The sequence below is a fragment of the Halalkalibacter sp. HAAS-P014 genome (assembly GCF_056619965.1).
The window spans coordinates 240,734-266,436 of record NZ_JBWQTV010000006.1; the positions used below are offsets into that span (position 1 = coordinate 240,734).

The 25,703-nt window shown below is 36.9% G+C and carries 27 protein-coding genes, 1 pseudogene and 1 riboswitch; of the genes and pseudogenes, 5 read left to right on the forward strand and 23 right to left on the reverse strand.

Going from position 1 to position 25,703, the window contains the following annotated elements:
* Positions 1 to 13 precede the first annotated feature (13 nt).
* From AC1FXZ_RS05975 to AC1FXZ_RS06010, 8 genes are all read right to left on the reverse strand, one after another.
* Positions 14 to 487: a DUF421 domain-containing protein gene (locus AC1FXZ_RS05975; RefSeq protein ID WP_480051796.1), complete on the reverse strand. Its 474-nt coding sequence runs from the start codon at positions 485 to 487 to the stop codon at positions 14 to 16.
* 124 nt (positions 488 to 611) lie between these two features.
* Positions 612 to 1,472: a YetF domain-containing protein gene (locus AC1FXZ_RS05980; protein ID WP_480051797.1), complete on the reverse strand. Its 861-nt coding sequence runs from the start codon at positions 1,470 to 1,472 to the stop codon at positions 612 to 614.
* A 14-nt stretch (positions 1,473 to 1,486) separates the two neighbouring features.
* Positions 1,487 to 1,693: a DUF1657 domain-containing protein gene (locus AC1FXZ_RS05985; RefSeq protein ID WP_480051798.1), complete on the reverse strand. Its 207-nt coding sequence runs from the start codon at positions 1,691 to 1,693 to the stop codon at positions 1,487 to 1,489.
* Between the two features lie 12 nt (positions 1,694 to 1,705).
* Positions 1,706 to 2,056 carry a stage V sporulation protein AE gene (gene spoVAE, locus AC1FXZ_RS05990; protein WP_480051799.1) on the reverse strand — a complete coding sequence of 117 codons (351 nt, stop codon included), beginning with the start codon at positions 2,054 to 2,056 and terminating at the stop codon, positions 1,706 to 1,708.
* Positions 2,053 to 3,069, reverse strand: coding sequence for a stage V sporulation protein AD (spoVAD, locus tag AC1FXZ_RS05995; protein ID WP_480051800.1), 1,017 nt, complete (start codon positions 3,067 to 3,069; stop codon positions 2,053 to 2,055). Before spoVAD ends, spoVAE begins: the two co-directional genes overlap by 4 nt.
* Before the next feature lies 1 nt (position 3,070).
* Positions 3,071 to 3,550, reverse strand: a complete 480-nt coding sequence (gene spoVAC, locus AC1FXZ_RS06000) for a stage V sporulation protein AC (RefSeq protein ID WP_480051801.1) — start codon at positions 3,548 to 3,550, stop codon at positions 3,071 to 3,073.
* A 12-nt stretch (positions 3,551 to 3,562) separates the two neighbouring features.
* On the reverse strand, positions 3,563 to 4,000 hold the full coding sequence (locus tag AC1FXZ_RS06005; RefSeq protein WP_480051802.1) for a hypothetical protein: 438 nt from the start codon (positions 3,998 to 4,000) through the stop codon (positions 3,563 to 3,565).
* Positions 4,001 to 4,227: 227 nt separating this feature from the next.
* A complete protein-coding gene (locus AC1FXZ_RS06010) occupies positions 4,228 to 4,431 on the reverse strand; it encodes a DUF1657 domain-containing protein (RefSeq protein ID WP_480051803.1) in 204 nt (67 codons plus the stop codon).
* A gap of 126 nt (positions 4,432 to 4,557) precedes the next feature.
* Between AC1FXZ_RS06010 and AC1FXZ_RS06015 the strand changes: the two genes are divergently transcribed.
* From AC1FXZ_RS06015 to AC1FXZ_RS06025, 3 genes are all read left to right on the forward strand, one after another.
* Entirely contained in the window at positions 4,558 to 5,085 is a 528-nt protein-coding gene (locus tag AC1FXZ_RS06015) for a hypothetical protein (protein WP_480051804.1), read from the forward strand.
* Positions 5,086 to 5,183: 98 nt separating this feature from the next.
* A complete protein-coding gene (locus AC1FXZ_RS06020) occupies positions 5,184 to 5,864 on the forward strand; it encodes a DUF421 domain-containing protein (protein ID WP_480051805.1) in 681 nt (226 codons plus the stop codon).
* Positions 5,865 to 5,881: 17 nt separating this feature from the next.
* Complete coding sequence (locus tag AC1FXZ_RS06025; RefSeq protein WP_480051806.1) at positions 5,882 to 7,438, forward strand: alkaline phosphatase family protein; 1,557 nt, start codon at positions 5,882 to 5,884, stop codon at positions 7,436 to 7,438.
* 44 nt (positions 7,439 to 7,482) lie between these two features.
* On the opposite strand, the gene AC1FXZ_RS06030 is transcribed toward AC1FXZ_RS06025, so the two are convergent.
* From AC1FXZ_RS06030 to AC1FXZ_RS06040, 3 genes are all read right to left on the reverse strand, one after another.
* The gene (locus AC1FXZ_RS06030; RefSeq protein ID WP_480051807.1) at positions 7,483 to 8,385 is read right to left on the reverse strand and encodes a superoxide dismutase; all 903 of its coding nucleotides are present in this window, start codon (positions 8,383 to 8,385) and stop codon (positions 7,483 to 7,485) included.
* Between the two features lie 99 nt (positions 8,386 to 8,484).
* Positions 8,485 to 9,072, reverse strand: a complete 588-nt coding sequence (scpB, locus tag AC1FXZ_RS06035; RefSeq protein WP_480051808.1) for an SMC-Scp complex subunit ScpB — start codon at positions 9,070 to 9,072, stop codon at positions 8,485 to 8,487.
* Positions 9,041 to 9,835: a segregation/condensation protein A gene (locus tag AC1FXZ_RS06040; RefSeq protein WP_480051809.1), complete on the reverse strand. Its 795-nt coding sequence runs from the start codon at positions 9,833 to 9,835 to the stop codon at positions 9,041 to 9,043. The genes scpB and AC1FXZ_RS06040 overlap by 32 nt, the downstream gene beginning before the upstream one ends.
* A 165-nt stretch (positions 9,836 to 10,000) precedes the next feature.
* Between AC1FXZ_RS06040 and AC1FXZ_RS06045 the strand changes: the two genes are divergently transcribed.
* Positions 10,001 to 10,516, forward strand: a complete 516-nt coding sequence (locus AC1FXZ_RS06045; protein ID WP_480051810.1) for a DUF309 domain-containing protein — start codon at positions 10,001 to 10,003, stop codon at positions 10,514 to 10,516.
* 95 nt (positions 10,517 to 10,611) lie between these two features.
* Here the strand turns inward: AC1FXZ_RS06045 and AC1FXZ_RS06050 are convergent, their stop codons facing one another.
* The 7 genes from AC1FXZ_RS06050 to AC1FXZ_RS06080 form a co-directional block, all read right to left on the reverse strand.
* Entirely contained in the window at positions 10,612 to 10,968 is a 357-nt protein-coding gene (locus AC1FXZ_RS06050) for a GNAT family N-acetyltransferase (protein ID WP_480051811.1), read from the reverse strand.
* Positions 10,969 to 11,349: 381 nt separating this feature from the next.
* The gene (locus AC1FXZ_RS06055; protein WP_480051812.1) at positions 11,350 to 12,279 is read right to left on the reverse strand and encodes a manganese-dependent inorganic pyrophosphatase; all 930 of its coding nucleotides are present in this window, start codon (positions 12,277 to 12,279) and stop codon (positions 11,350 to 11,352) included.
* Positions 12,280 to 12,489: 210 nt separating this feature from the next.
* On the reverse strand, positions 12,490 to 12,960 hold the full coding sequence (gene ribH, locus AC1FXZ_RS06060) for a 6,7-dimethyl-8-ribityllumazine synthase (RefSeq protein ID WP_480051813.1): 471 nt from the start codon (positions 12,958 to 12,960) through the stop codon (positions 12,490 to 12,492).
* A 132-nt stretch (positions 12,961 to 13,092) separates the two neighbouring features.
* Positions 13,093 to 14,313, reverse strand: a complete 1,221-nt coding sequence (locus AC1FXZ_RS06065; protein ID WP_480051814.1) for a bifunctional 3,4-dihydroxy-2-butanone-4-phosphate synthase/GTP cyclohydrolase II — start codon at positions 14,311 to 14,313, stop codon at positions 13,093 to 13,095.
* Between the two features lie 142 nt (positions 14,314 to 14,455).
* Positions 14,456 to 15,112, reverse strand: coding sequence for a riboflavin synthase (gene ribE, locus AC1FXZ_RS06070; protein WP_480051815.1), 657 nt, complete (start codon positions 15,110 to 15,112; stop codon positions 14,456 to 14,458).
* Positions 15,113 to 16,198 (reverse strand): bifunctional diaminohydroxyphosphoribosylaminopyrimidine deaminase/5-amino-6-(5-phosphoribosylamino)uracil reductase RibD, encoded by a 1,086-nt coding sequence (ribD, locus tag AC1FXZ_RS06075; protein ID WP_480051816.1) that lies wholly within the window; start codon positions 16,196 to 16,198, stop codon positions 15,113 to 15,115.
* 202 nt (positions 16,199 to 16,400) lie between these two features.
* A riboswitch (FMN riboswitch) is annotated at positions 16,401 to 16,545 on the reverse strand.
* Positions 16,546 to 16,750: 205 nt separating this feature from the next.
* Positions 16,751 to 17,587, reverse strand: coding sequence for a DUF368 domain-containing protein (locus AC1FXZ_RS06080; RefSeq protein ID WP_480051817.1), 837 nt, complete (start codon positions 17,585 to 17,587; stop codon positions 16,751 to 16,753).
* A gap of 402 nt (positions 17,588 to 17,989) precedes the next feature.
* Here AC1FXZ_RS06080 and AC1FXZ_RS06085 point away from each other — a divergent pair, with 402 nt between their 5' ends.
* Positions 17,990 to 21,196, forward strand: coding sequence for an SNF2 helicase associated domain-containing protein (locus AC1FXZ_RS06085; RefSeq protein ID WP_480051818.1), 3,207 nt, complete (start codon positions 17,990 to 17,992; stop codon positions 21,194 to 21,196).
* 159 nt (positions 21,197 to 21,355) lie between these two features.
* Here the strand turns inward: AC1FXZ_RS06085 and AC1FXZ_RS06090 are convergent.
* The 5 genes and pseudogenes from AC1FXZ_RS06090 to AC1FXZ_RS06110 all read right to left on the reverse strand — a co-directional run.
* Positions 21,356 to 21,520 (reverse strand): annotated as a pseudogene (locus AC1FXZ_RS06090) (PfkB family carbohydrate kinase); the annotation flags it as partial.
* A gap of 64 nt (positions 21,521 to 21,584) precedes the next feature.
* Positions 21,585 to 22,991 (reverse strand): sensor histidine kinase, encoded by a 1,407-nt coding sequence (locus AC1FXZ_RS06095; RefSeq protein ID WP_480051819.1) that lies wholly within the window; start codon positions 22,989 to 22,991, stop codon positions 21,585 to 21,587.
* On the reverse strand, positions 22,979 to 23,686 hold the full coding sequence (locus AC1FXZ_RS06100) for a response regulator transcription factor (RefSeq protein WP_480051820.1): 708 nt from the start codon (positions 23,684 to 23,686) through the stop codon (positions 22,979 to 22,981). The genes AC1FXZ_RS06095 and AC1FXZ_RS06100 overlap by 13 nt, the downstream gene beginning before the upstream one ends.
* 91 nt (positions 23,687 to 23,777) lie before the next feature.
* Entirely contained in the window at positions 23,778 to 24,728 is a 951-nt protein-coding gene (locus AC1FXZ_RS06105) for an ABC transporter permease (RefSeq protein ID WP_480051821.1), read from the reverse strand.
* On the reverse strand, positions 24,729 to 25,646 hold the full coding sequence (locus tag AC1FXZ_RS06110; RefSeq protein WP_480051822.1) for an ABC transporter ATP-binding protein: 918 nt from the start codon (positions 25,644 to 25,646) through the stop codon (positions 24,729 to 24,731).
* Between the last annotated feature and the right edge of the window lie 57 nt (positions 25,647 to 25,703).

Sequence of the window (25,703 nt, forward strand, 5' to 3'; positions counted from 1 at the left end):
CGAGCTGCTTTTATCAAAGAGTATCCTTTTTTTCTTGGTTTTTAATTGTTAAAAAACTCAGTTTTCCATTAGGTTCCAAAAACCCTTGTTGTACATCAGAAGGAGAGCTGAAGCCGTTAACTCGTAATTCTTCTTTTAACTCATTTTTGCTCAATCTTGCTTTCCGAAGCCCATTTAATACAATAACTCCGTTTTCAATTACCTTAATTGATTTCCCTGCGATTATCTTTTCAAAAAGTGGACTTCTTAAAGAAACCCAACTTATGATAATTTGAGCAATAACGAGCGCAAAAATAGCGACAATTGAAATCCACGGATTAATACTCGGATCTGCCAAAGGTTTCGCAATAAGTGAGCCTATCGCAATTGCGACAACCAAATCAAAATCTGTTAGCCTACCTACTGCTTGACTCCCCATCATTCTAAAGGCTATTAAACCAATCACAAAGAAACCTAATGCCTTTGCAAAAGCTAAAATATATTCCAACTAAGACCCTCCATTTCATATTAATATAAGAATTTTACTGATACTAAAAGAAACCCTTCTCAAGCACCATGAGACAAAGGGTTTCTCTACTTTTATTTTAGGCAATATTATATATTTTCTTTTATTACGCTTTTGTATACGGAGAAACTCGTTCATGTACTTGTTTCATTTGTTCAGCACACCATGAATAACTTTGCTTAGCTTGCTGGTTTTCAGTATCTAAAGTAAATGTTTCTAAACTTGCGATCACACTTTTAATATTTGCATCAAGCATTGGCAATTCTGTTGGTTTAGGAACTTGAAGTGCGTCATTAAATAGATCAATGGTTAACTGACCGTACTCATCAACCTGTGCTATAAAGACATTTTCAATTGTTGCGTTCATCTTTTCAAGTTCGGTTTTTAGCCATTCTTGATTCAATCCTCTTGTCGCTAACGGCTCATGTAAGACTTTCCCATCCATGATCACTGTTTCTGGCTCTTTTATAGGTGGGACTTGTTGGTGCAACATTTTAGCAGTAATTGGCTGCTGTTCTTTTTTGACAAGAACATTTAATTCACCATTACCTTCTAACACAGCAAATTCAACATCTGCAGTTTGAAATACTTGCTTTCCCCGAAGCTTTCTCAGTAACTCATCCGTAGATAAATTCTGCTTTTTCATATTATCTTCAAGGATCTTGCCATCCTTCATGATCGGTATACCTTTGCCATAAATCGCTGATCGAAAAGTTGCATTTTTCACACTAAAGATCATGATACCAAATGCCCCACCTGCCCATATAAGTATGGCAACCAATAAGTAAGAAATCGGTATAGCGAGCTGGATGGATCCGATCGCTAAAATAACGGCTACCGAAGCAAGAAGACCAAACTCTAACTGAGAAGTCTCCCCGATTGGCTTTCGAACAAAGATCCTTGCAATTGCAATGAATAAAAGAAAGCCAACAAAACTACGTAAGGCAACCTCAACCCATCCAAGCATGTAAACCTCTCCTTTCATTGTTGTTGATATGTTGGTTCTTCAAATTCAATTTGTCCTTTTCTTTTTTGTATTTCTTGAATAACTGTTCTTGTTTTTAAAGCACTTTGATGAAACGCCTCTCTTGCTTTTGGCTCCTTCGTTTTCAATGCAAGTGATGTTAATGTCGCATCAATTGATTGCAATGAAATCAATAACCCTTGCACTTTACTCCCAACAGTCATGACTCACACTCCTTATCCTTTTGGTCTAAATACTAATGAAGCTAGAAACCCAAAAATTATTGCAGCCGAAATACCCGCACTGGTTACTTCAAATATTCCAGTTATTACACCAATTAAGCCATTCCTCTCAGCTTCAGCCATTGCCCCATGAACAAGCGAGTTCCCAAAACTAGTAATTGGTACTGTTGCACCGGCTCCGGCAAAGTCAATTAAGGGCTCGTAAACCCCAATTCCGTCTAATACAGCACCTGTTACAACCAAGGTACTCATCGTATGTGCAGGTGTTAACTTAAATACATCCATCAAAATTTGACCAATGACACAAATCAATCCCCCAACGACAAATGCTGAAATAAAAATCATGACTTTCCACCTCCTGCCTCAATGGAAACAGCGTGTGCGATACAAGGAATTGTCTCCTTCTGCTGAAATGACATTGGAGATAATAGTGCGCCTGTAGCTACAACTAAAATACGTTTAAATTCTCCTCTTCTCATCCGGTTTAATAAGTGACCATAAGTAACTGCAGCCGAACACCCAGCCCCACTTCCACCGGCAAGAACGGGTTGTCCTTCACGATAAATCATTTGCCCACAATCATGAAATGTATTTTCAGGAAGTTTTAACCCTTTCTCCTCAAGTAAGTCTCTTGTAATTGGAACCCCAATCTTCCCAAGATCTCCTGTTACGACTAAATCATAATGATCTGACGGAAGGCCCATGTCGCGAAAGTGAGATATAATAGTATCTGCAGCTGCTGGAGCCATAGCTCCACCCATATTAAAAGGATCAGACAATCCCATATCGACTACTTTGCCAATTGTAGCTGATGTTACTACAGGGCCATCACCGACATTGGAGACAAGTGCCGCCCCAGATGCTGTAACAGTCCATTGCGCTGTTGGTGGTTTTTGACCTCCGTATTCTGTCGGATATCTAAATTGCTTCTCAGTCGCAGAATTATGACTTGAAGCAGCTGCAATGACACGCTCAGCACCTCTACCATTTACAATAAAAGAAGCTAGTGCTAATCCTTCCATTGAGGTCGAACAGGCACCAAATAAACCAAAGTAAGGGATCGCAAGTGTTCGACTAGCAAAACTTGAGGGAGTAATTTGATTAATTAAATCACCTGAAAACAAAAATTGAATATCTTCATTCCGTAATTCAGCTTTCTCAATAGCACGTGAGATCGACTCTTCTAGCATTACCTTTTGCGCTTTTTCATAAGAATCTTGACCAACCCAAAGATCATCATGTAATAAGTCAAAGTCATCTGCTAATTCACCGTTTGCTTCAAAAGGTCCTCCAACGGTACCGGTTGTTAGTATGACTGGCTTATTTTCAAATTTCCATGTCTGGTGTCCCTGTAACATCTTACAACCCTCCCCACTGAATAAGAATCGTCTTGATAATTGCAATAAAAAATGCCGCTACCGTACCAAACACTATAACAGAGCCGGCTAATTTAAAAATATTGCCCCCGACACCTAAGACGTAGCCTTCTGTCCGGTGTTCAATAGCAGCAGATGCAACGGAATTCGCAAATCCCGTTACTGGTACAGCTGTACCACCACCTGCAAATTGTGCAATACGATCATAAACCCCAAAACCAGTTAATAGAACTGAAATAAAAATTAACGTTGCTACAGTCGGATCCCCAGCTGTCCGTTGAGTGAAATCAAAAAAAGTATAATAAAAAACATGAAGGCCTTGGCCTATAAGGCAAATAAACCCTCCGACAATAAATGCTCTTATGCAATTTTTCACTACCGGTCTTTTTATCTCATGCTTTTTTTGTAATTGCTGGTACTTTTGTTGAGCTGGTGTGAGATTTTTATCTTTACTTGATGACATTTCCTTCCCCCCCTAACCTCTCATCATATCTTCGAGCTTTTTTAACTCTTTCTTCAATCGTTCTTCACTAATTTTTTTATTTTTTAATTCTGTTTCTAGTTTTTCTAACTCCATATAAATTTTTTGGTCAGTAGATAAATACACTGTAGCTTCTGGATATCGCTTTTTCACTGCGTCATACCCATATTTTCTAATTTCATTTAACCTGAATCGATCAAAATACTTTACTCTTGGCGCCAGATAAATATTGTCCTCATGATCATTTACTCCTTTAATTTCAACAACCTCTTCCATTGATAGAACGATTTCTTTTGACTCATCTGCTTGATTTTGATCGACAACTGCATATTGTTGTAATTCCATTGGCTTAACATCTGGAGTAGCCCCTGTTAGGTCTTGACATCCTACTAATAAACAACAAACAATAAAGAGCGATATACTTTTTTTCATCTCATTCTCCTCCTTTTTACTTCTAATTATGTAGAAGATAAAGTGATAAAAATAACAGTGGAGTATAGCTAACCATTACGTTCTTAAAGTAAGTGGTAGGAGCCTATTTTAATTACTTTTTTCATGATGTATTGTTATAAGTATTATCAGGATTATGGGAACTTTTCTTTATCGCAAATTTCACTTTAGGTGGAGAGTGACTTTTGGTCACCCTCCTCCTGACATTATCATTGCTTGTATTGAGGTTCCTCTTCTTGAATCTGTTGCAGGCGTGGTTCTAACCCATCAATTACTCCCTGTGTTTGTTGGGCTGCTTGTTGGAATAACTGTTTTGCTTGTTGGTTCTCCGTATCAAGAGCAAATGTCTCCAAGCTAGCTTGTGCACTTTTTAAACCTGCTACTGTTTGTTTGAATTTCGCTGCTACTGTCACGAGTCGTCCCCCTAAAATGGTCAGTAATTTGAAGATTACCTTCCCTCATAGGATGGAAAGTTAAAAAGCAAAGTATTAGAAACAATTTTTGTAAATTATATCGTCACAATACAGTTGGAGGTACAAATGGAAATTATCCTTATCACTCTTCTATCGTTATTAGTAGCAAATATCCTTATATTTGTTCTTTTAAATAATCAAAAGCAAATAAAACGTGACATCCATGAGCTAAAAGAGATCTTAAGCCAAACAACAAAGACGTCAGATTTTCATGAGCATAATAAGGTAAAATTGATTGAAGAAAAAAAGGCACACTTGCTTCTTCTTACTTATCAAATACGTGAAACTGTTGCTAAACAACAATTTGACATTCATTCTAAAATAATTGAAGAAACACCATCCACCCACAATGTTCCTGACACAGATTTAACTCAAATGTTCTCTCCCAACCAAGTGTTAGTACTCAAAAAATTTTGGTCAGCATACCAAGCTTATTTAGAAAGACATTGGTTAACACAAGATGGTAAAATCAAAACGGTTTTTCGAGGTAGGCCAGATTTACCTGATTCAGACCTATTTAAACTTCATCATTCTTCCACACTCCTCGTTAAACAGCTCGATCAATGGCTAATACTATTGAATTCCCCCTCCTGAAAAAGGGTGCAAACCACCCTTTTTCAGCCTCTCTCATAAACTTTTCTTTTTCCGTTAACACTATGTGGTAATGTGATATTGAACAAAGGGGTTGTAATGTGAATACGAATTTTCTTTCCTTGACTTTGGAACTCTTTGTTGGCTTTTTTGCTTTGTTAGTCATGACAAAAGTATTAGGTAAAAATCAAATTACACAACTAACACCTTTTGATTTCATTTCTGCACTCGTATTAGGTGAACTTGTAGGAAATGCTATTTACGACAAAGATATTGGACTGCATTACGTTCTTTACGCTGTATTTATTTGGGGGTCGCTAATTTATACAATTGAAATGATCACGCAAAAATTTAGAGCATCAAGACCTTTGCTTGAGGGAACTCCTTCGCTGGTCATTTCAAAAGGAAAAATACAATATGATGAGCTAAAAAAAAATAAACTTGATTTAGATCAATTATTACACTTGTTACGAAACAAAGGAGTTTTTTCAATTAGAGAAGTCGAATATGGCATTTTAGAAACCAATGGTGCAGTCAACGTGATGAAAAAACAACCATATGATAATCCGAGCAATCGCGATCTACAAATACCACCACAACCTGTAGATTTACCAGTTCTTCTTATTCTTGATGGCGAGATTATTGAAGAAGGATTAACAAAGGTCAATAAAGAAAAGGATTGGCTTACTGATGAGCTCCTCAGGCAAGGAATATCAGGACTGTCAACCGTATGTATTGCTGAATGGGTAGAAGGAGACGGTTTAGAAATACAAACATACTAGATTGGATGGTGATGATTATGAGAACAGTATTCATATTAATCCTCTTGAGCTGTATGGTAGTCGGTTGTCAACAAGAGAAACCAGAAGGTGCTTCGATACAATCAATCAACCAAGATCAAAAAAATGTTATCGTTGTAATGATTGATTCAATGACAAAAACTGTTCTCGATGAAGGAACAGAACGTGGCTCCCTTCCTGCACTATCTTATTTAATGGAAAACGGAAATGTCTATCACGATCTCGTCGCTCCTTTTCCTTCCATGTCTGTAGCTATTGAGAGTACTTTGGTTTCTGGAACATCTCCACGTGAACATAAGGTTCCAGGTCTTGTCTGGTATGATCCTGACGGCGATGTCATCGTTGATTACGGTTCAACGTTATCGAAGTACTGGAAACTCGGAATCGATGATACACTTATAAATACACTCGTGCATTTAAATACGAACCATTTATCACCAAAAGTAGAAACGATTTATGAAGCCTTAAATAAAAAAAGACTTACAAGTGGTTCGGTCAATCTTCTTGTTTATCGTGGAGATAAAGCTCATGAAGTACATATACCAAGCTATATGAAAACCATGTTGCATTTACCTGATAAATTGGAAACGAAAGGACCTGACCTTCTCGCTTTTGGTCAAGCTATTAAGCCTAAAGCTGTACAAAGTGAGAAATTAAAAGATAGTATTTATCAAAGGTTTGGATTGAATGATTCGTATTCATCTGATGTAACACGAACATTAATTAACAGTAATGAACAACCAAACTTTCTAATGGTTTTTTTTCCTGACTATGATAAGGATGCGCATCATCACGGTCCTATAAGTCCAGAATACTTCGCAAAAACAGATGGCTACTTGCAAAACATCTTTAATGCCTATGATAGTTGGGATCAAGCGTTAGAAGAAAATATATTTGTTATCATGGGAGACCATGGACAAGATCAACTAAAAGAAAACAAGGAAGAAGTCGCTATAGAATTAGAACCATTGCTTGATCCATATATTGTCGCTCCTTTAATGGACGAACCAAGTAGTGGAGATATCATTATTTCGAACAATCATCGATCAGCTTATTTGTATTCAACATCTCCTCAAATTGACTTTATTGATGTTGCCAAAAAGCTACACCATGATTCTCGTATCGATCACCTTGCTTGGCTAGATAACGATGAGTTAATTATTTTCCAAGTAGGTAGAAAAGAGTATCTTCGAGTTAAAGAAGACGGAGAATGGGTAGATCCATACGGTCAAACATGGTCTATTGAAGGAAACATACAAATAGCTGATATTGTACTAAACGAAGAAAAATCAACTATCACATATGGTGATTATCCTGATATTTTTAATCAATTATTAGGGGCCTTATATAGTCACAGTGAATCAATGATTGTTACTGTTAAACCAGGCTATACACTAAAATCAGAAGGTGCTCCTGTTCATAACAAAGGAGGAGAGCATGGGGGTTTGCATAAAAATGATACTATCACATCTATCATTATAGCTGGAACCGATAAAGAGTTAGACGAACGACGTATGGAAGCTTTAAAAGATTACTTTCTAAGTTTGTTTGAATAATTAAAAAGGACTAAAACAGAGATCCTGTTTTAGTCCATCACACTTTATTTATACGTCTTCCATCTTAATTCTCGTGCCTCCAAATATCTTCTTTCAACTTCTGGCCAATTGACCACATTCCACCAATTGTTAATATATGGTTCTCTTTCATTTTTATATTGTAAATAATACGCGTGTTCCCAAACATCAAGGACAAGTAAAGGAATAATATCTTGTTGACTTAAATGTTGGTGCATTTCCGCTTGAAGAATTTCTAAACGATGTGCTCGTGGTGCCCATACTAGTAAAGCCCAACCAACTCCCTCTACTTTTTCAGCTGCTTTTGAAAAATGTTCCTTCATCTTCCTGAAGCTTCCAAAATCACGACTAATCTGCTTAGCCACCTCTCCACTCGGCTGCCCTCCACCACGGGGACTCATTATATTCCAGAAAATCGTATGCAAGTAATGCCCCGCTCCGTTAAAAGCTGCTTCTCTTTCCCAATGCTTTATTAAGTCATACTCATTTTTTCTTCTAGCCTTTTGCATTTCCTTTTCTGCTTTATTTAAGCCATCTACATAACTTTGATGGTGTTTACCGTGATGGAGGCGCATAATCTCTTCGGCAATATACGGTTCTAAAGCATTATAAGCATATGGAAGTGGTGGTAACTTATGTCCACCAATTGGTACGGGGTCGAGAGATACATTAACTGCTTCTGTACGTTCAGGTTGCAAGTCACACCATTTTTCGTAAACTTCCAATGCCAATTCGTCAATTTTATTATTTGACTCTTCATCACTTAGATCATTTCGCTGCTCACATTCATTAAGTAGAGTAACTAACGAGTTTGTAAATGGTATAACCTTATCATATCCAACACTCGTTTCAATCGTCGACCCATACTGATTCCAAATATTCTTTAACTCTTTAGCCCAATCGTAAACTGTTTTCTCCTGAGTGTTCATTACACATTCCTCCTTATTGCTTAACAGTAACGTTTTATACTATGTTAGATGAATGTCTAAGTGTGTCTTTTTCTCAAAGAAAAACAGAGTAGCAAGGTGCTACTCTGTTTCTAATGTTTCTTCAAATTTCCTGAAGAAAAGGTCGGCTTCATCTTCAAGTGAATGTTCATCAACTGTGTCTGGCAGAGGTGGAAGTTCATCTATACTTTTTAGACCAAAATGGTCTAAAAAGAAATTAGTTGTTCCATACAAAATTGGCCTTCCTGGGCCCGGGGCACGCCCAACTTCTTTAATAAGCAATTTTGAAGATAGAGTGTGTATCGCTCGGTCTGATTTCACACCTCTGATCTCATCAATTTCCATTCTTGTAATCGGTTGACGGTAAGCAATGATTGCCAATGTTTCAAGGGCTGCTTGAGATAAGCTTGAGTGAAGCGGCGAAACTGCGAGCTTTTTAAAGTAAGGCGCATGTTCAGGCCTGGTCGTTAATCGGTATGCCCCAGCCACTTCAACGATTTGCAGCCCACGTGCTTGTTCTTTATAGAGCATTTGCAATGTCTCAATTGCTTCTAAGATCGTTACTTCTTCCATTTCCATAACCATTGAAAAGTCTTTTATTGTCATCCCTTCATCACCAACAACAAACAATAATCCTTCAATAGCTGCTTGTAGTTCTTGAATGGTCATACTCCACTCCCTCCTCGTTACTGTAGATCATGATGTCTGCAAAGTTAGTTATTTGCTCGCAACGAATCGTTTTTGTCTTCATTAACTCTAAAATAGCTAGAAAACTTACCACTACATGACCTCGTTCAGAAATAGGAAACAACTCATTAAATTTACAAGTTCCTTTAAATTTTGTTCGTAAATCTTGTACAATTTCTTGCATTCTTTCCTCTATCGAGTACTCTTGACCTTTCACTGTCTTCATCCGAGGCGCCTGCAATTCCTTACGTTTCATCAATTTTTGATAGGCGCTGAGCATATCAAATAATGAAACACCTGAGATAGCAACATCTCGTTTCTCATCTTCAGAAATATAGGGGTCTAAATCTTCAGGTGGTCGTGTATGTACAAGACTTCTTTCCTGTTCTTTTTCTTTTAATTCTGATGCAGCTTCTTTATATTTTTTATACTCAATTAAACGATACATTAATTCATCCCTAGGGTCCTCTTCTTCTTCTACTTGCCATTCATCATCAAAAAGCTCCTCCTCTTGTTTAGGGAGAAGCATTTTGCTTTTAATAGCTAATAACGTAGCAGCCATTACTAAATATTCACTCGCAATGTCTAATTCAAGATCCTGCATCGCACGAATATAGGTTAAATACTGATCAGTAATAACTGCAACTGGTATATCATATATATCTACTTCAGCTTGATTGATGAGGTGTAGGAGAAGATCAAGTGGCCCCTCAAATGTATCTAGCTTGACACTATACGGATTCATTTAACCACCACTAGCTTTATTAATATTGCTAGATGCGATTATACCATAACTTATCACCTTTCAGGTAGGTAAAGACCATATTGGCCGGTTAATCTATCAAGTATTTTAAGTTTATTTCTTAAAATATGGTAAACTGATTTTACACTAAGAAAAAGGAGCTTGTCTATGTATCCCAAAGCCTACTTAGACTACCTCATTTATTTTCATGTCGAGCGTGATTATTTTGAATGTCATGAGGTACTTGAAGAATATTGGAAAGAAACAGATCCAAAAAACCGTCACTCTCATTGGGTCGGACTCATTCAAATTGCAGTGGGGTTATACCATCATCGTAGAGGAAACTTACAGGGCGCTAAGCGAATGTATGAAAGGTCACTAACCATAATTGACGAAAAACAAGAAGCTATAAAGAATTTAGGACTAAATGTTGCTCAGTTAAAAAAACAGCTAACAAGTCAGCTTGACCTACTGAATAACACATCGAAGTCATTTATAAATATTGACTTGCCAATTATTGATGATTACCTGAAATCTGAGTGCAATAAACGTTGCCTTCAATTAGGTGTTGAGTGGAAAATCACGAATAAAGTAGATGAGAACATTATTCATAAGCATTCGCTTAGAGACCGTACTGAAGTTATTCAGGAACGCGCACGGCAGCTACAACTGAAAAACAAATAAAATTTGTTGTATTCTAACTAAAAGAGACGGAGCTAGGTAGTTCATTGCTACCTAGCTCCGTCTCTTTTGTTGTTTCTACAAAAAAAGAAGGACTATTAGTCCCCCATCACTTCTTCTTCACTACACGCAAGCAAAAAACGCTCTGTATCTTTAGTTGGTTTCAAATCACATGGTAAAACGCGCTTCAATTCTTGTATCATCGCTTTCCCAATCCCCTCTTGTCTATGAGATGGATTTACGCAGATATGTTGTAACCTGGCCCCCTCTTCTTCAAGCGAAAAACCTAATACCCCAACAAAATCTTCATCCTTCCATAAATAAAGCTTCCAATCAGGGTCACTTTCATAACGATCAATTGTCTTCTGTAATGTTTTGACTTCTTTCTCTCTTGGCATAAAAGAAAGGAGCCCCATTGCAATTTTTTTATGAATTGTTTTATAAGGTACAAGCATAATAGACCTCTCACGTTTCTAACTCATTGTTGAGTTGTATTCGTATGCGCTTTCACCAAAATACATTTTACCACATTTTCAGTGCTTTTCGTTCATTTTTTTTTGCAAATTTAAGCACCTATTTCAATATATACAATCGAGACTACAAATGTTATAACTTTCTTTTTAGCAACATCGTCTAACGATTAAAAGATTGTCTATTATTAGACTAGTTATAAGCTTAGTGAGTGATATAGTAGTGGTACCATACTCAAAAGTAAACAAACTAATTTAGAATGAGAATGGGGAACTAAAGCAAAGAACCTACTTCATCTAACAAGTAGTAAAGTGTTAGATAAAGCAGGCCAAACATGTTTAATAGTTACCCTTTTTTTTAGAGACTTATTTTGCTAATACAGCATCTAAGCCAGGTACAATTTGCTTTTTACGAGATACAACACCTTTTAAGATCGCTGTATTATCTTCTAGCGTTACATCATATGCCTTTTCTACTGCATCTTGCAATTTACCGGCTACTAAAATCTTTGAATCATTCTCTAAAATATTTGTTACAACTAATAAGAATAGATCCAAGCCTTTTTCTTCTATCACTCCATTTAATGCTTCTTCTACTTTCGCTTTTCTCTCAAAGACATCATTTGTGTCGACAACATTCACTTGAGCAATTTCAAGTTTGCTTTGACCCATAGTGAATTCTTTTGCATCTAAAGAGATTAGTTCAGCAACAGATTTGCTGCTAACATCAGCACCAGCTTTCAACATTTCAAGACCATATTGATCAAGATCTACTCCTGCAATCTCAGCTAGTTCACGCGCAGCTGCAATATCTTGGTCTGTACAAGTTGGTGACTTAAATAAAAGTGAGTCAGATATAATAGCAGAAACCATTAAACCTGCAATATTCTTCTCAATTTCAACACCGTGTTCTTTATAAAGCTTGTTTAAGATGGTAGCTGTACAACCTACTGGTTCAGCACGATAATATAGTGGGTCACTTGTTTCAAAATTCGCAATTCTATGGTGATCAATTACTTCTAAAACACGTACAGCATCAATATCACTTACACTTTGTTGACGCTCGTTATGGTCAACTAAAATGACATTTTCCACTTCGTTAGCTACAGTTTCAACTAAGCGAGGAACTTCTACCCCGAAATAATCTAACGCATATTTTGTCTCTCCATTAATCTCACCTAAACGCACAGGCTCTGCATTAACACCAATTTTGTTTTTTAGATCTGCATAAACAATGGCCGAAGTAATCGTGTCCGTATCTGGGCTCTTGTGTCCAAAAATTAAAACTTTGCTCATTTTTTCTACTCCTTTTTATACAAACTAATTGTGCATTATGTATTACCACGTTCATTTTAACATTATTTCAACAAAAATAAACGATAGTTTTAAAATCATATACTCAAATTCCAATAAAATTTATATGAATTTTAAAAAAGTCTCCATATAGATAATTTTCTAAATCATCTATATGGTAGACTCTCTTAGTTTTATAACAAATATTATTTATTATTTTTCAAAACTTCTTCCTAAATTAGCCATTTCAATAGCAGACGTTGCAGCGTCCCAGCCTTTATTACCTGCTTTTGTACCAGCACGCTCAACTGCTTGTTCAATTGTATCTGTTGTTAATACGCCAAAGATAACAGGCTTTCCAGAAGAAAGAGCTAACGCCGCCACTCCCTTTGCTACTTCATTACAAACAAAATCAAAATGAGGTGTTGAACCACGAATTACTGTTCCTAGCGTAATGACAGCATCATATTTTCCAGTATCAATCATTTTTTTAGCAGCAAAAGGAATTTCAAATGCACCTGGTACCCAAGCGATGTCAACATCTTCCTCGTTAATGCCGTGACGCTTCAGAGCATCTTCAGCTCCACCTAATAATTTACTTGTTATAAATTCATTAAAACGGCCTACCACAATCCCTACTTTTAATCCTGATCCTACTAAATGTCCTTCAAAAACTTGTCCCATTTACTATTCCTCCTCAGATTGTCTCTCTATTAGTTATGCATAACTATTATATCAATTTGTCTTGCTTATTACTGTTAATGCTACAACCACACAAATTTCCAGGTGATTTTTCAATCAGCAAAATTATTTCACTTAAAAATGAAGCATATGACCTAATTTTTCAGATTTTGTTTTTAAATATTTTTCATTATCCTTATTATGTGGTAATTGAAGAGGCACTCGTTCAACCACTTCAAGCTCATACCCTTTTAGCCCGGTAATCTTTCGAGGATTATTGGTTAATAATCGCATTTGTCTAACCCCTAGCTCACGTAGAATCTGCGCTCCAATTCCATAATCACGTAAATCTGCAGGAAAACCAAGCTTTTCATTAGCTTCGACTGTATCATACCCTTGCTCTTGAAGTTGATAAGCTCTTAATTTGTTCATCAAGCCGATTCCTCGGCCCTCTTGACGCATATAAAGCAAAATACCTCGGCCCTCTTTTTCTATTTGAGCAAGCGCAGCATGTAATTGGGGTCCACAGTCACAACGCTGTGAGCCAAAAACATCGCCTGTCAAACATTCAGAATGAACACGTACCAACATTGGTTCCCCTTCAACTACTTCTCCTTTTATTAAAGCGACACTTTCTTTTCCCTCAATAATATCTGAGAAACCAATAGCGTCAAAATCTCCAAAGTCGGTTGGCAGCTTAATCTCAACTTCTCTTTTCACCAACTTATCTTTACGATGACGATATTTAATTAAATCTTTGATCGTAATCATCTTTAACTCATGCTGATCAGCAATCTTACGAAGTTCAGGTACTCTAGCCATTGTTCCATCAGCATTCATAATTTCGCAAATAACACCAGCTGGTTTGGCTCCTGATAGACGAGCTAAATCAACAGCAGCTTCCGTATGCCCAGCTCGACGTAACACTCCACCGTTTTTAGCGACTAGAGGAAAAATATGACCAGGTCGTTTAAAATGGTGTTTCTTTGTCTCATCATCAATTAGTGCCCTTACTGTATCAGCCCGTTCTGAAGCTGAGATTCCAGTCGTACTCGTATAGTGGTCAACACTAACCGTAAAAGCTGTTCCATGAGGATCTGTATTATGATCAACCATCGGGACAAGATCAAGCTTCTTCGCACGTTCCTCCGTAATCGGAGCACAAATTAATCCTCTTCCATGCGTAGCCATAAAATTAATTACTTCAGGAGTTGTTTTTTCAGCAATAGCAACAAAGTCCCCTTCATTCTCACGATCCTCATCATCACAAACGATGACGCATTGGCCTTGCATTAGCTCGTATATTGCTTCTTCAATCGGATCGAAGACTTTTTCCTTATTCATTTTTTCAGCCATCTGTTTCACCATCCTATCTACTTTCTGTTTGACGGAGCCCGGCGATGAAAAACGTATCCCTTCGAGCCACCATCTATTTATATTTTGCACAGTTGTGATCTTTGACTTTTTTCAATTGACTATGTCCAGCGACCTTTACAAGTTATTTGTAACCATGCTCTGAAAGAAAGCTCTCTGTTAACGATGATGTAGGCTTTTTAGCCGAATCAAACCTTTTCAAGATAAACTGTTCAATATATTTCCCAACCATATCACACTCAATGTTAACGATATCCCCGACTCCTTTTGTTCCAATAATCGTTTCCTCAATCGTATGTGGAATAATCGAAATCGTAAAGCTCTCGTCATCAACAGCAAAAATGGTCAAGCTTGTTCCATCTACAGTGACAGAACCTTTTTCTATCATATAGTGCCTTAGTTCCTTGTTTACCCCAATCTGGTAGTAAACAGCGTTATGTTCGGGTTTTTTTGCTAAAATCGTTCCTATCCCATCAACATGACCGGAAACAAAATGACCACCGAACCGACCCTTCGCACTCATCGCACGTTCTAGGTTAACCTTAGATCCACGGCCAAGACCTTGTAAACTTGTTGCTCGAACCGTTTCTGGCATAACATCAACAGTGAAGTGGGAAGATGCAAACGAAGTTACAGTTAAACAAACGCCATTAACAGAAATACTATCACCAAGATTCACATCACTTAAAATATGTGATGCTGCGATCTTAATGACCATTGAGTCGCCACTAGATCGCATTTCCTGTATTTGACCAACTTCTTCTATAATACCTGTAAACATTTATTCACGTCCCTTCACTCGCGAAACAACTTTTATATCATTTCCTAGCTTTATCACTTCAATCGTTTCCAATTCAAGCGCTTCTTCTACTTCCACTATACCTTCGCCACCTATTGCAGTCGGAGCTGACTTACCACCAAATAATTTTGGAGCAATATAGGTTATTATCTGATCAACCGTTCGTGCCATCAAGAAACTACCATTCACCTCTGCTCCACCTTCAACAAATAATGAGGTAATGCCTTTTGTACCTAACACAGCTAAAACCGTTTCAATCGTATCATCAGGCATTCGAATAACCTCAACCCCAAATGCCTCAAGCTCCCGTTGTTTTTCGTTAGATGCTTGTTCTGTTGTTAAAATCCAAGTCGGGGCCTCTTGGTCTTGAACTAACTTAGCATCAACCGATATTCGCAATGATCGATCAAGGATAATCCGAATCGGGTTTTTCCCTCCATTAGGAAGCCTTGTTGTCAAGGAAGGATCATCAGCTACTACCGTGCCGATGCCAACAAGAATCGCATCGTGTGTATGACGATAATAGTGAACATCTTCTCTTGCTTCTTCACCTGTAATCCATTTGCTTTTTCCTGTTACTGTAGCTGTTTTCCCATCAAGAGTCGTTGCTGACTTCAGGGTAACAAATGGTTTCTGCTCCTTCATAAAATGAAAGAACACTCTATTCAGCTCATCAGCTTCTTTCCGACAAACACCAAATTCCACTTCGAGTCCAGCCTTTTTTAATTTTGCAAGTCCACGACCCGATACGGCAGGATTAGGATCTTTTGTTGCAACTACAACCCTCTTTAATCCTTTTTCAATGATCAAATCTGCACATGGAGGAGTTTTCCCGTAATGACTACACGGTTCAAGCGTGACATAAATCGTTGCGCCTTTTGCCTTCTCTCCAGCCATCGAAAGCGCTTGAACTTCTGCATGACCTTCTCCAGCTTTCAAATGCGCTCCCATTCCCACAATCGCACCATTCTTTACCACGACTGATCCGACGACTGGATTAGGTGTTGTTTGTCCTATTGTACTTCTTGCAAGTTCTAATGCTAATCTCATATAATGACTATCATTCATTATGATCCCTCACATCTACTTCTGCTTTACAACATAGAAAAGCCCTGAGAATCTATACTCTCAGGGCTTTGAATAAAAGGGTTCACGAAAGAAACGTACAATGTTTTAATTGTAAGTTCAATTCATGCAAAAAGGTATACTTCTCCCCTTAAAACGAAAGGTTTAAAAAATGAAGGTATCATAAATAACCTTTATACACGATTCGTTCCTTCTCCCATCCAGACTTTCACTGTCGGTCCCGGATTTTCACCAGGTCCACCGAGGCTGTTATAACCTCGGGTCACGGACTAAGAAGCTAAAGCTTCATCACCGCCGGTCGGGATTTCCACCCAGCCCCGAAGAAACTTATTTAATTAATTAAAGACGTTCCATTAGTTATTATAGGATTACTAGAAAATGGTGAAATCCTATTAAAACATCTTGGATTGATTAAATCGTACCACTTAATTTATACCAAATCAAGAAATTTCACATTACAAGCATTTATAATAGACCAGTAATTAAAAAATCCCCCCTGTCAAATTTTCTGACAAGTGGGATTTTCCCGCCTAGCTATTTAATTCCACTTCTTCTTTTGGTTTCAAAGCGACTCAGTAAATAAGCACAAAGTCCACCTGCTAAAAGTGCAAGTACACTTAAATAAAATAAGAATGTATCCCCTGCAATACCAGGGTAAATAACAACTATTGAACCAATAATAAATCCAATCATTAGCGCATATGTACCAGTTTTATACTTTCTAAAAAGGAAAGTAATTAATTTACTGGTAATAAGTAAACCGATGACAATCCCTGATCCGACTGTAATGATAACAGGGATATTCAAATTGGATAGTGCGTTAATAACCGTTGGGTATACTCCAAATAGTAAGAAAATAAACGATCCACTAACCCCTGGCAATATCATAGCAGAACTAGCAACCCATCCAGAAAAAAATAAAAGAATATAATCACTCATGGTTAGATTGCTCATAACAACCATTAACTCATTGTCTTTTATAAACAATGTTGAACCTACTAAAATTGCACCAACAGCAAGCAACATATAATGTACCGGTGTAAAAGATTGCTTATAATTAATATCTTGTAACAGTTTTGGGATAACCCCTATAATCAACCCAAGAAAGAAGAAAAATGTAGGTTGAGGATATTCAGCTAAGAGCCATTCCACCAAATGGCTAATGGTTATTAATGCTAGTCCGATACCCAGTCCTAGTGGAATCAAAAATACAACATGCTTTTTCCACTGTTTTGAAGTCAAACCGTTTATCGCTTCTATTAAAGATTGATAAATACCAAGTACTAATGCAATCGTTCCCCCACTTACTCCAGGGATAAGATCACTAACACCCATTGTCATGCCTTTAAAAATATTACGCCATTGAAACAAAGCTTCCTTCTCCTTTATGAAAAATTATACCGAAGACCATTAAAACTTTACATGCTGTAAGGAATAAATCGCTTCACTTAAGGCTAAATCCTCCCATACAAAAAGACCCCTACCTGTGGCAAAGGTCTGGCTAACAACATTAGATGTTGCCAATAAAGCCTAGCTACTCACAAAACTTCCGACTTTATTGTACAGCTGCTCCCCTTATAGGTGGTATTCGATTATGGAATTTATAATAAATGATTTCTGAAAATAAGACAACTATTCGTGACTTTGGCATGCTTCCCCAGACAGAAGTTTATTCTTAATGTGAAGTTCTTCAGTGAAAGTGTTTTTAACAAATTCTCTTCTCAACGTGGTATGATAATGACATTGTTTTTTCTACAAGGAGGTACCTTTTTCATGTTAAGTCAGTGGCTTACAGCAGAATATATATTATCAATGGCAACAAATCAAGCAACGTTTAATAGAGGAATAAACTACTATCGTTTAGACCGTGTTTCTTACCTTAAATATGATCATTCTTCGAATTCCTATTATGCTTTTATAGATGGTTCACTGCTTTATGAATGTGAAATTAAAATTATCAGGCCTGAGAAAATTACCTACTCATGTGACTGCGAAGCTGCCACAACGTATTCAGGTGCATGTAAGCATATCATCGCCATGCTTTTCGCTTTAAAAGATCAACAAGAAATAAACAGCCCATTTACAGCTTCCTTTTCACAACCCAAAAAACACAGCAGTAAAATGCTTGAAAAATATCAAAAACTCTTACAGACAAGCACAAAATCAACAACAAACGAAAAAGAATTGTTACAAGTAGACTACGAAATCCTTTATTCGCAAATATCATTTCAGTCATTTATTGATAAAGTTGAGTTAAGGTTAAAAATTGGATCCAAGCGAATGTATGTCGTAAAAAACATCGAAGAATTCTTACAAGCCTATATAAATTCTGAATCGTACACATTTACTCCTAACTTCTCTTACGATCCATCACAACATGTTGTAGGTGAATACGATGCCGAGATTTTTAAACAATTACATACACACATACAAATTCAAGCGAATGTTATCGACGATTATTATTACCGTGCCTCGAAGAAGCGTTCTTACCAAGTACCTCCTGTTAGTTCGCAAACATTTCTTGAGCTATTAAAAGACAAAACAGTTTCGCTTACTATCAATGGTAAGACTCAATCTAATCATGCTAAAATAAAACAAATGGAAAATAGGAAGTTGTTTTCTTTTGCTCTTGAGCATTCAGATAAAGAGGATTCGGTTAAACTTGTTTGTCATAATGCAAATGATTTTGACTTTGTAAGCGCAGAGTACAGCACCCTCATTCATGCAAATACAATTTATCAATTAAATCAACAGAAAGCTGAACAGTTAGAAATAATTGCTGAACAAGCTGACAGGTCTAACGTAATTGACGTTATTCCCATTGAACAAATAGAAGCTTTTTGTTCCTATGTACTCCCTTCTTTAAAAACCATTGGAACTGTCGATTTATCGGCTGATTTATCTGAATCGATTGAAACCAAACCATTAATGGCTAAATTCTATTTAGATTTAGATAACGGTACACTAACAGGGAAACTAGCATTCGAATATGGAGAACATTCAAGAAATCCTTATCTTGAGATGAGACAAGAGCATGATAAAATCATTACTCGTGATATTCAAAAAGAACAAACCATTTTAGATCACTTAAATAAAACAGATTTCCACATAGCTGACGGTCAACTGACACTGACTAGTTGGGAAACAATCATCCCTTTTTTATTCGAACAACTCCCACTTTTACAAAAGGAAATCGATGTATATACGACCTCAGCTGTACGAAATGTAATGACAACACCAACTTCAACTCCTTCTGTCCAATTAGATGTGAACAATGAGACAAATTGGTTAGACGTTACATTTTCAATGGACGGAATTGACGATAATGAAGTAATGGATGTTCTTTCTGCTTTGCAAAGCAATGTAAAATATTATAAATTGTCAAACGGTGCATACATCCAGTTAAATCACAGTCGTTTTGATTCAGTGAGGCAAGTAATTCAGACAGTTGCTTCACCCAAGCAATCATTACAAAAAGAAATGAGCATTCCATTACACAAGGCTTTTGAACTTAATAAGGATAATGCACAGACAAAAGTATCGAAACAGCTTCATCAACTGTTGTCAGATATCCATACACCCCAATTCAGTGAGTGGGACTTACCTATCCATTTCCACGCAGAATTACGCGATTATCAAATAAATGGGTATAGGTGGTTACGTACGCTATCTCAAGTCGGGCTTGGTGGGATTTTAGCAGATGATATGGGACTAGGAAAAACTGTACAGACAATCGCTTTTCTCGAAGCAGAAAAAGAAGAAAGAGATTCATTTCAAGCAATGATTATTGCTCCAGCTAGCTTAATTTATAACTGGGAAAAGGAATTGGCGAAATTTGCTCCACAGTTAAAAGTAGCAGTCATTGCCGGCTCCAAGCAAACAAGATCTGACTTAATTGCTAACCATAAAGAAACTGATGTGTTTATCACATCTTACCCGTTGATCCAACGTGATAGTGACTTATATGAGCAAACTTTATTTTCAACACTTATTTTAGATGAGGCACAAGCCATTAAAAATGAAGCAACCAAAACAACAAAAGCAGTTCGTACCATACAATCAAACAGCTGTTTTGCTTTAAGTGGAACACCGATTGAGAACCATCAAGATGAGTTATATTCGATCTTCCATAGTCTCTTACCTGGAATTCTAGGTACAAAAAAGCAATTTAAAGAGCTTTCAAACGAAGAAGTTTCCAAAAAGGTGAAACCTTTTATTATGCGCAGGCTTAAAAAAGATGTTCTGTCTGAACTTCCAGATAAGATTGAATCGGTTCAATTTACTGATTTAAGTGCTGATCAAAAGAAACTCTATGTCGCACAAGTAAAACAATTAACCATCGATGTCAATGATGCAATTAGTAGCAATCAATTTCAACAAAAAAGAATTGAAATCCTTTCTGGATTAACACGTTTACGTCAAATTTGTTGTCATCCAAACCTTATCGATCCAGATGCTACTTATCAGTCAGGCAAATTAGACAGGCTTCTTGAATACGTTGAGGAAGGTTTACAATCAGAACAAAGAATGGTCATTTTCTCTCAATTTACGTCGATGCTGAAGTTGATAAAACGCTCATTTGATGAAAAAGGTTGGTCTTACCATTCTTTAGATGGTCAGACCCCAGCGAAGGAACGGGTCGAATTGGCCGAGAAATTTAATAATGGTGAGAAATCTTTATTCTTAATTTCTCTTAAAGCAGGAGGTACTGGCTTGAATTTAATTGGTGGTGATACTGTTATCCTTTATGATACATGGTGGAATCCAGCCATTGAAGAACAAGCAGCTGACCGTGTTTACCGCTATGGTCAAACCAAAAATGTCCAAGTTGTAAAACTAATCGCAAATGGCACGATTGAAGAAAAAATCCTTGAATTGCATGAAAAGAAAAAGGCTCTAGTAGATGCCATCATTCAACCAGGAGACGAAACTTTACAATCATTAACTGCAGAGGACATTCAGCAATTATTAACTTTTTGATACTGATACATTCATGAAGACTCACTCTTACCATTTAGTAAAAGTTAATCATGAAAATCCAGAAACTTGTGGGGAACTCTTCAAAAGATACTCTTATTTTTTATACTAGTTACTCCGGTAAGTGTTCAATAGGAAAAGTGATGGGCATTGACATTTCCATCACTTTTTTTGCGTTGAAAGTATCATCTCCACTTCACTTCTCGTTGGCATCCCATTTTGCGCCCCAGCTAATGCCAAAACAGCCGAAGCAAACTGACAAGCTTCCACAACATGTTTTCCTTCCGCCAATGCAACGGCAAGCGCTCCATTAAAAGCATCTCCGGACGTACATTGGTTAGTGTCACCAAATCCATATTGATACTACTTATCGCAGTAACTTTAGGCCTTCTCACCATTCATCCCCCCTCCTTTTCGTTCTCCGTATCGGTATGCTAATTGAAAATGTACTCCCTTTTCCTATTTCGCTTGTTACTGCTATCTTTCCTTCATGTGCTTCAATAATCTGTTTTGAGATTGCCAACCCTAAACCACTTCCTCCATACTCTCTCGAACGCGACTTTTCACCCCGGTAAAAATGATCAAACACAAAAGGTATGTCTTCTTCTTTAATTCCATTTCCATTGTCAACGATATGAATGACTAAATGATGATAGACTTGTTCAACAGTAATTGACACTTTACTCGCGCCGTATATTACTGCATTCTGTACTATGTTTTCAAGCACTTGCTCTATTCTTCTAAAATCGATCTTCATCCTTATATTCGGAAGTTGGTCAGTTACTGTTAACGAAACCCCTTTTTGTTCTAGATCTATTTTTTGTTGATGAAATACTCTCTTAAAAAATGGAGCCATTTCCATACTTCGGAGCTGTATGTCCCATTGATATAGTTCATATTTCGATACGTCAAATAAATCATCAATTAATCGTTCAAGTTGATCTGTTTTTGCTTTGATCACTCGTAAGTATTTCGTGCGTGTTTCTTCATTTTTAGCAATTCCATCTTCAAGCCCTTCAACATATCCCTTGATCGAAGCTAATGGAGTACGCAGGTCATGAGATATACTAGCAATCAATACTTTCCTAGCCTTTTCATCTTCTTTTGTTTTTTCTCTAGCCTCTTTTAAATGTGTTCTCATTAAATTAAAACCGGTGAGAAACCGACCGATTTCATCTTTCCCTTCATACTTAAGCGAATATTCTAGATTCCCTTTCCGAACTTCTTCGGTAGCATAATACATCTCTTTAAGTGGAGCAATTACAGTACGTGTAAAATACCAGACCCAGCCTATTATTATCAATACTAAGAATAATCCCCCCATTCCAACACTAGTAATAATCACTTGAAAGATTTGCTGAAATTGATTAAATGGAGCAACGTTTGAAGATCTAGGAATCACTTCAACATTTAGCAAACCATGTTCCTTTGAGTCAATTTGAAGATGAAGTGTTTCCAGGTCAATTGTCCAACCTCTCTCTATACGTTTTTGGTCATACAATTCCAGTGAATCAAATAATATCGCACCTTCATTATTTGTTATTACTAAATCGAACTGATATTGAGTTAAAAAAGGCAATATCCTCTCAGTAAATAACATGTGATTCCGAAGCGCTTCTTCATGCTCCAGAACTTCAGCTCTCACTTCCATTAAAAAAGTGTTTACCTGCATTTCTTCTTCAGGCATCTGCTTTTCTAATTGCATCGACATAAATTGAAGAAATCCAATTGTAACGAGGATGGGTAAAATAATGATCGAGAAAAAAGCAATTAACAAACGAACTTTTAATCCTCGCATCTTGTTCCCCCTATAAATTTATAGCCAGTCCCCCAGATTGTTTTTACATAGTTTGGGTTTGATGGATCCTCTTCAATCTTTTCACGAATTTTACGAATGTAAACCGTCACCACATTCATGTCACCATAACGATCAAACCCCCATACTTTTTCATATAAATCCTCCTTCGTAAATACCTTCCCTTGATTAGTAGCTAATAAATGTAGTAGCTTAAACTCTTTACTTGATAACTCAACTGGTTTTCCTTTCACTAAAACGAGCATTCCTTCTTGATCGATCGTAAGCCCATCGAAAATAAGGCCCTTATTCTTTATTTGCTGTTGAGAAAAATGAATATATCTGCGAACTTGTGCTTTAATTCTCGCAACAAGTTCCCTTGGACTAAAAGGTTTTGTTATGTAATCGTCTGCCCCTATCCCCAGTGCAATTACTTTATCTGCTTCACTACTCTTAGCACTCATCATGATTACAGGAACTGTAGAGTTTTCCCGAATCTTTCTACAAACTTCTACCCCGTCTACTTTCGGTAACATAATATCAAGTACAACAAGGGTCGGATGTTCGCTTTCAAATAGCACTATAGCTTCTTTGCCATCACTAGCAACAATAACTCGATACCCTTCAACTTCTAAATAATCTCTTACTAGCTCTCCTAACTCTAATTCATCTTCAACTATTAATATGGTTTCATTCATTTTCTATCATAACGTCCTTTATTAATTAGTAAAAAAGAGTGACATCAACATTTCGTTTCTTATCACCCTTTCATATTTATTTTGCTTTATCTTACACTGCCACATCCCTCTTTGTGAAGCTAAGCCACGATAGTAGCAAAAATACGGCAAAATATATGAACAATATAAAAAGAGAGAACCCTAATGTCATGCCTTCAATGATTGGAGATCCATAATAATATTGATCTAAATTTGTATGAGTAAAAAGAAAATACTTCCCCCATGAGTAATCGCTTACCATCATTGCAGTCTGTGGACCGATAAATAATAAGAAAATGGACACCCCTAGCGCAAGCGAACTGTTTCGGAATACTGTTGAAATCATAAGTGCGAATGTCGCCATCATAACTAATTCTACACTTCTAAAGAAATACAAGTTCAAGATATAAAGCAGCACTCCACGTTCCTCTATCTCACCATTTGTATACACTAAATACGCCATATTCGCATCTGTAAACCCATAAAATAAACTTGAAACTATCAAAGAAAATCCAAATAATAATAGTAGTATTGATAGCGAAAATAATAAAACAGTTAAAAACTTTGCGAGTAGAATCTTTGTTCGAGTAACAGGACGAATTAGCAGTAGTTTAATCGTTCCCCAAGAAAATTCGTTAGCTACTATCCCTGAAGATACTACAATTGAAAATAACGCAATGACTCCAATAATATTCGTTGCATCAACCATAAATCCCCAAAATGACGCTGATTCAATAGGAGACACATTATGCTCAATTCTATACTCATTAATAGCTAATCTTTTTTCAATGTCATTTACTCCCATTCCTACTACAGGAAGGTCATCTAACGTTTGTTGCAACTGTCGGTTCTCTTCTATGATGCGATCCTGCCAGGTAACTGTCTCATCTTTCTGAAACAGAAAGTTAGTCGTTACAGCTGTTAATAAAACAATAACAAGTACTAATCCGACCATGATCCACGTACCCATACGCTTAACTAGTTTTAAATGTTCATTTTGAATTAGAGCAAGCATTCTCCCCATCTATTTTTCCTCCGTTATTTCTAAAAATGAGTCTTCTAACGTCCGGCTTTGTCGGATTATTTCGAAACACTCTATTTCTGCTGCTACAAACCCTCTCACCATATTCGGTATTTCTTCGTACGGCAGATGTACATTAATCTCATTTTCATCTCGTAAAACAGCATTTGGGTACTTTTTGTTAATAAAATCAAGAGCAGCTTGGCCCGGTCTTACTTTAAAAGTTGTTAACGTATCCTTTCTCCTTTCTACATATGCCTTAACCTTTTCTACTTGAACAAGTCTTCCTCGTTTGATGATCCCTATCCGATCACACATAAGCTGCATTTCAGCTAATAAATGACTCGAAACGAAAACAGCCATACCTTCTTCGTGCGCTATCCGGCGTATGTATTCTCGTATCTCACGGATACCTGCTGGATCAAGCCCATTTGTAGGCTCATCTAAAATCAATAATTTAGGAGAATGTAACAACGCTTGCGCTATTCCTAATCTTTGACGCATCCCAAGCGAATAGGTTTTCACTTTGTAATTAATAGCTTCCTCTAACCCTACTAAACGGATAACTTCGTCAATTCTTTTTCTCTCAATTTTTTTGGGACCCATTCGAGCGTAGTGAAGTAAATTATCATATCCAGACATGAATGAATACATTTCAGGATTCTCAATGATCCCTCCAACATAGGCAATCGCTTTTTCGAACTGTGTTTCAATATTGTAACCATTAATAGATACTTCACCTTCTGACAATTTAATCAAGCCGACAATCATTCGAATTGTTGTTGTTTTCCCTGCCCCATTCGGTCCTAGGAACCCAAATACCTCACCAGCATATAGATCTAATGTAATACCATCTACAATCGTTTTACTATTAATGATCTTCGTGGCCTTTTTCAACTGGGCTACTGGTCTTTTCTTCATATTTCAAGCCTCCTTTATCAATGAACTTATTATCACAAAAAAAGCTTAACCAACTCT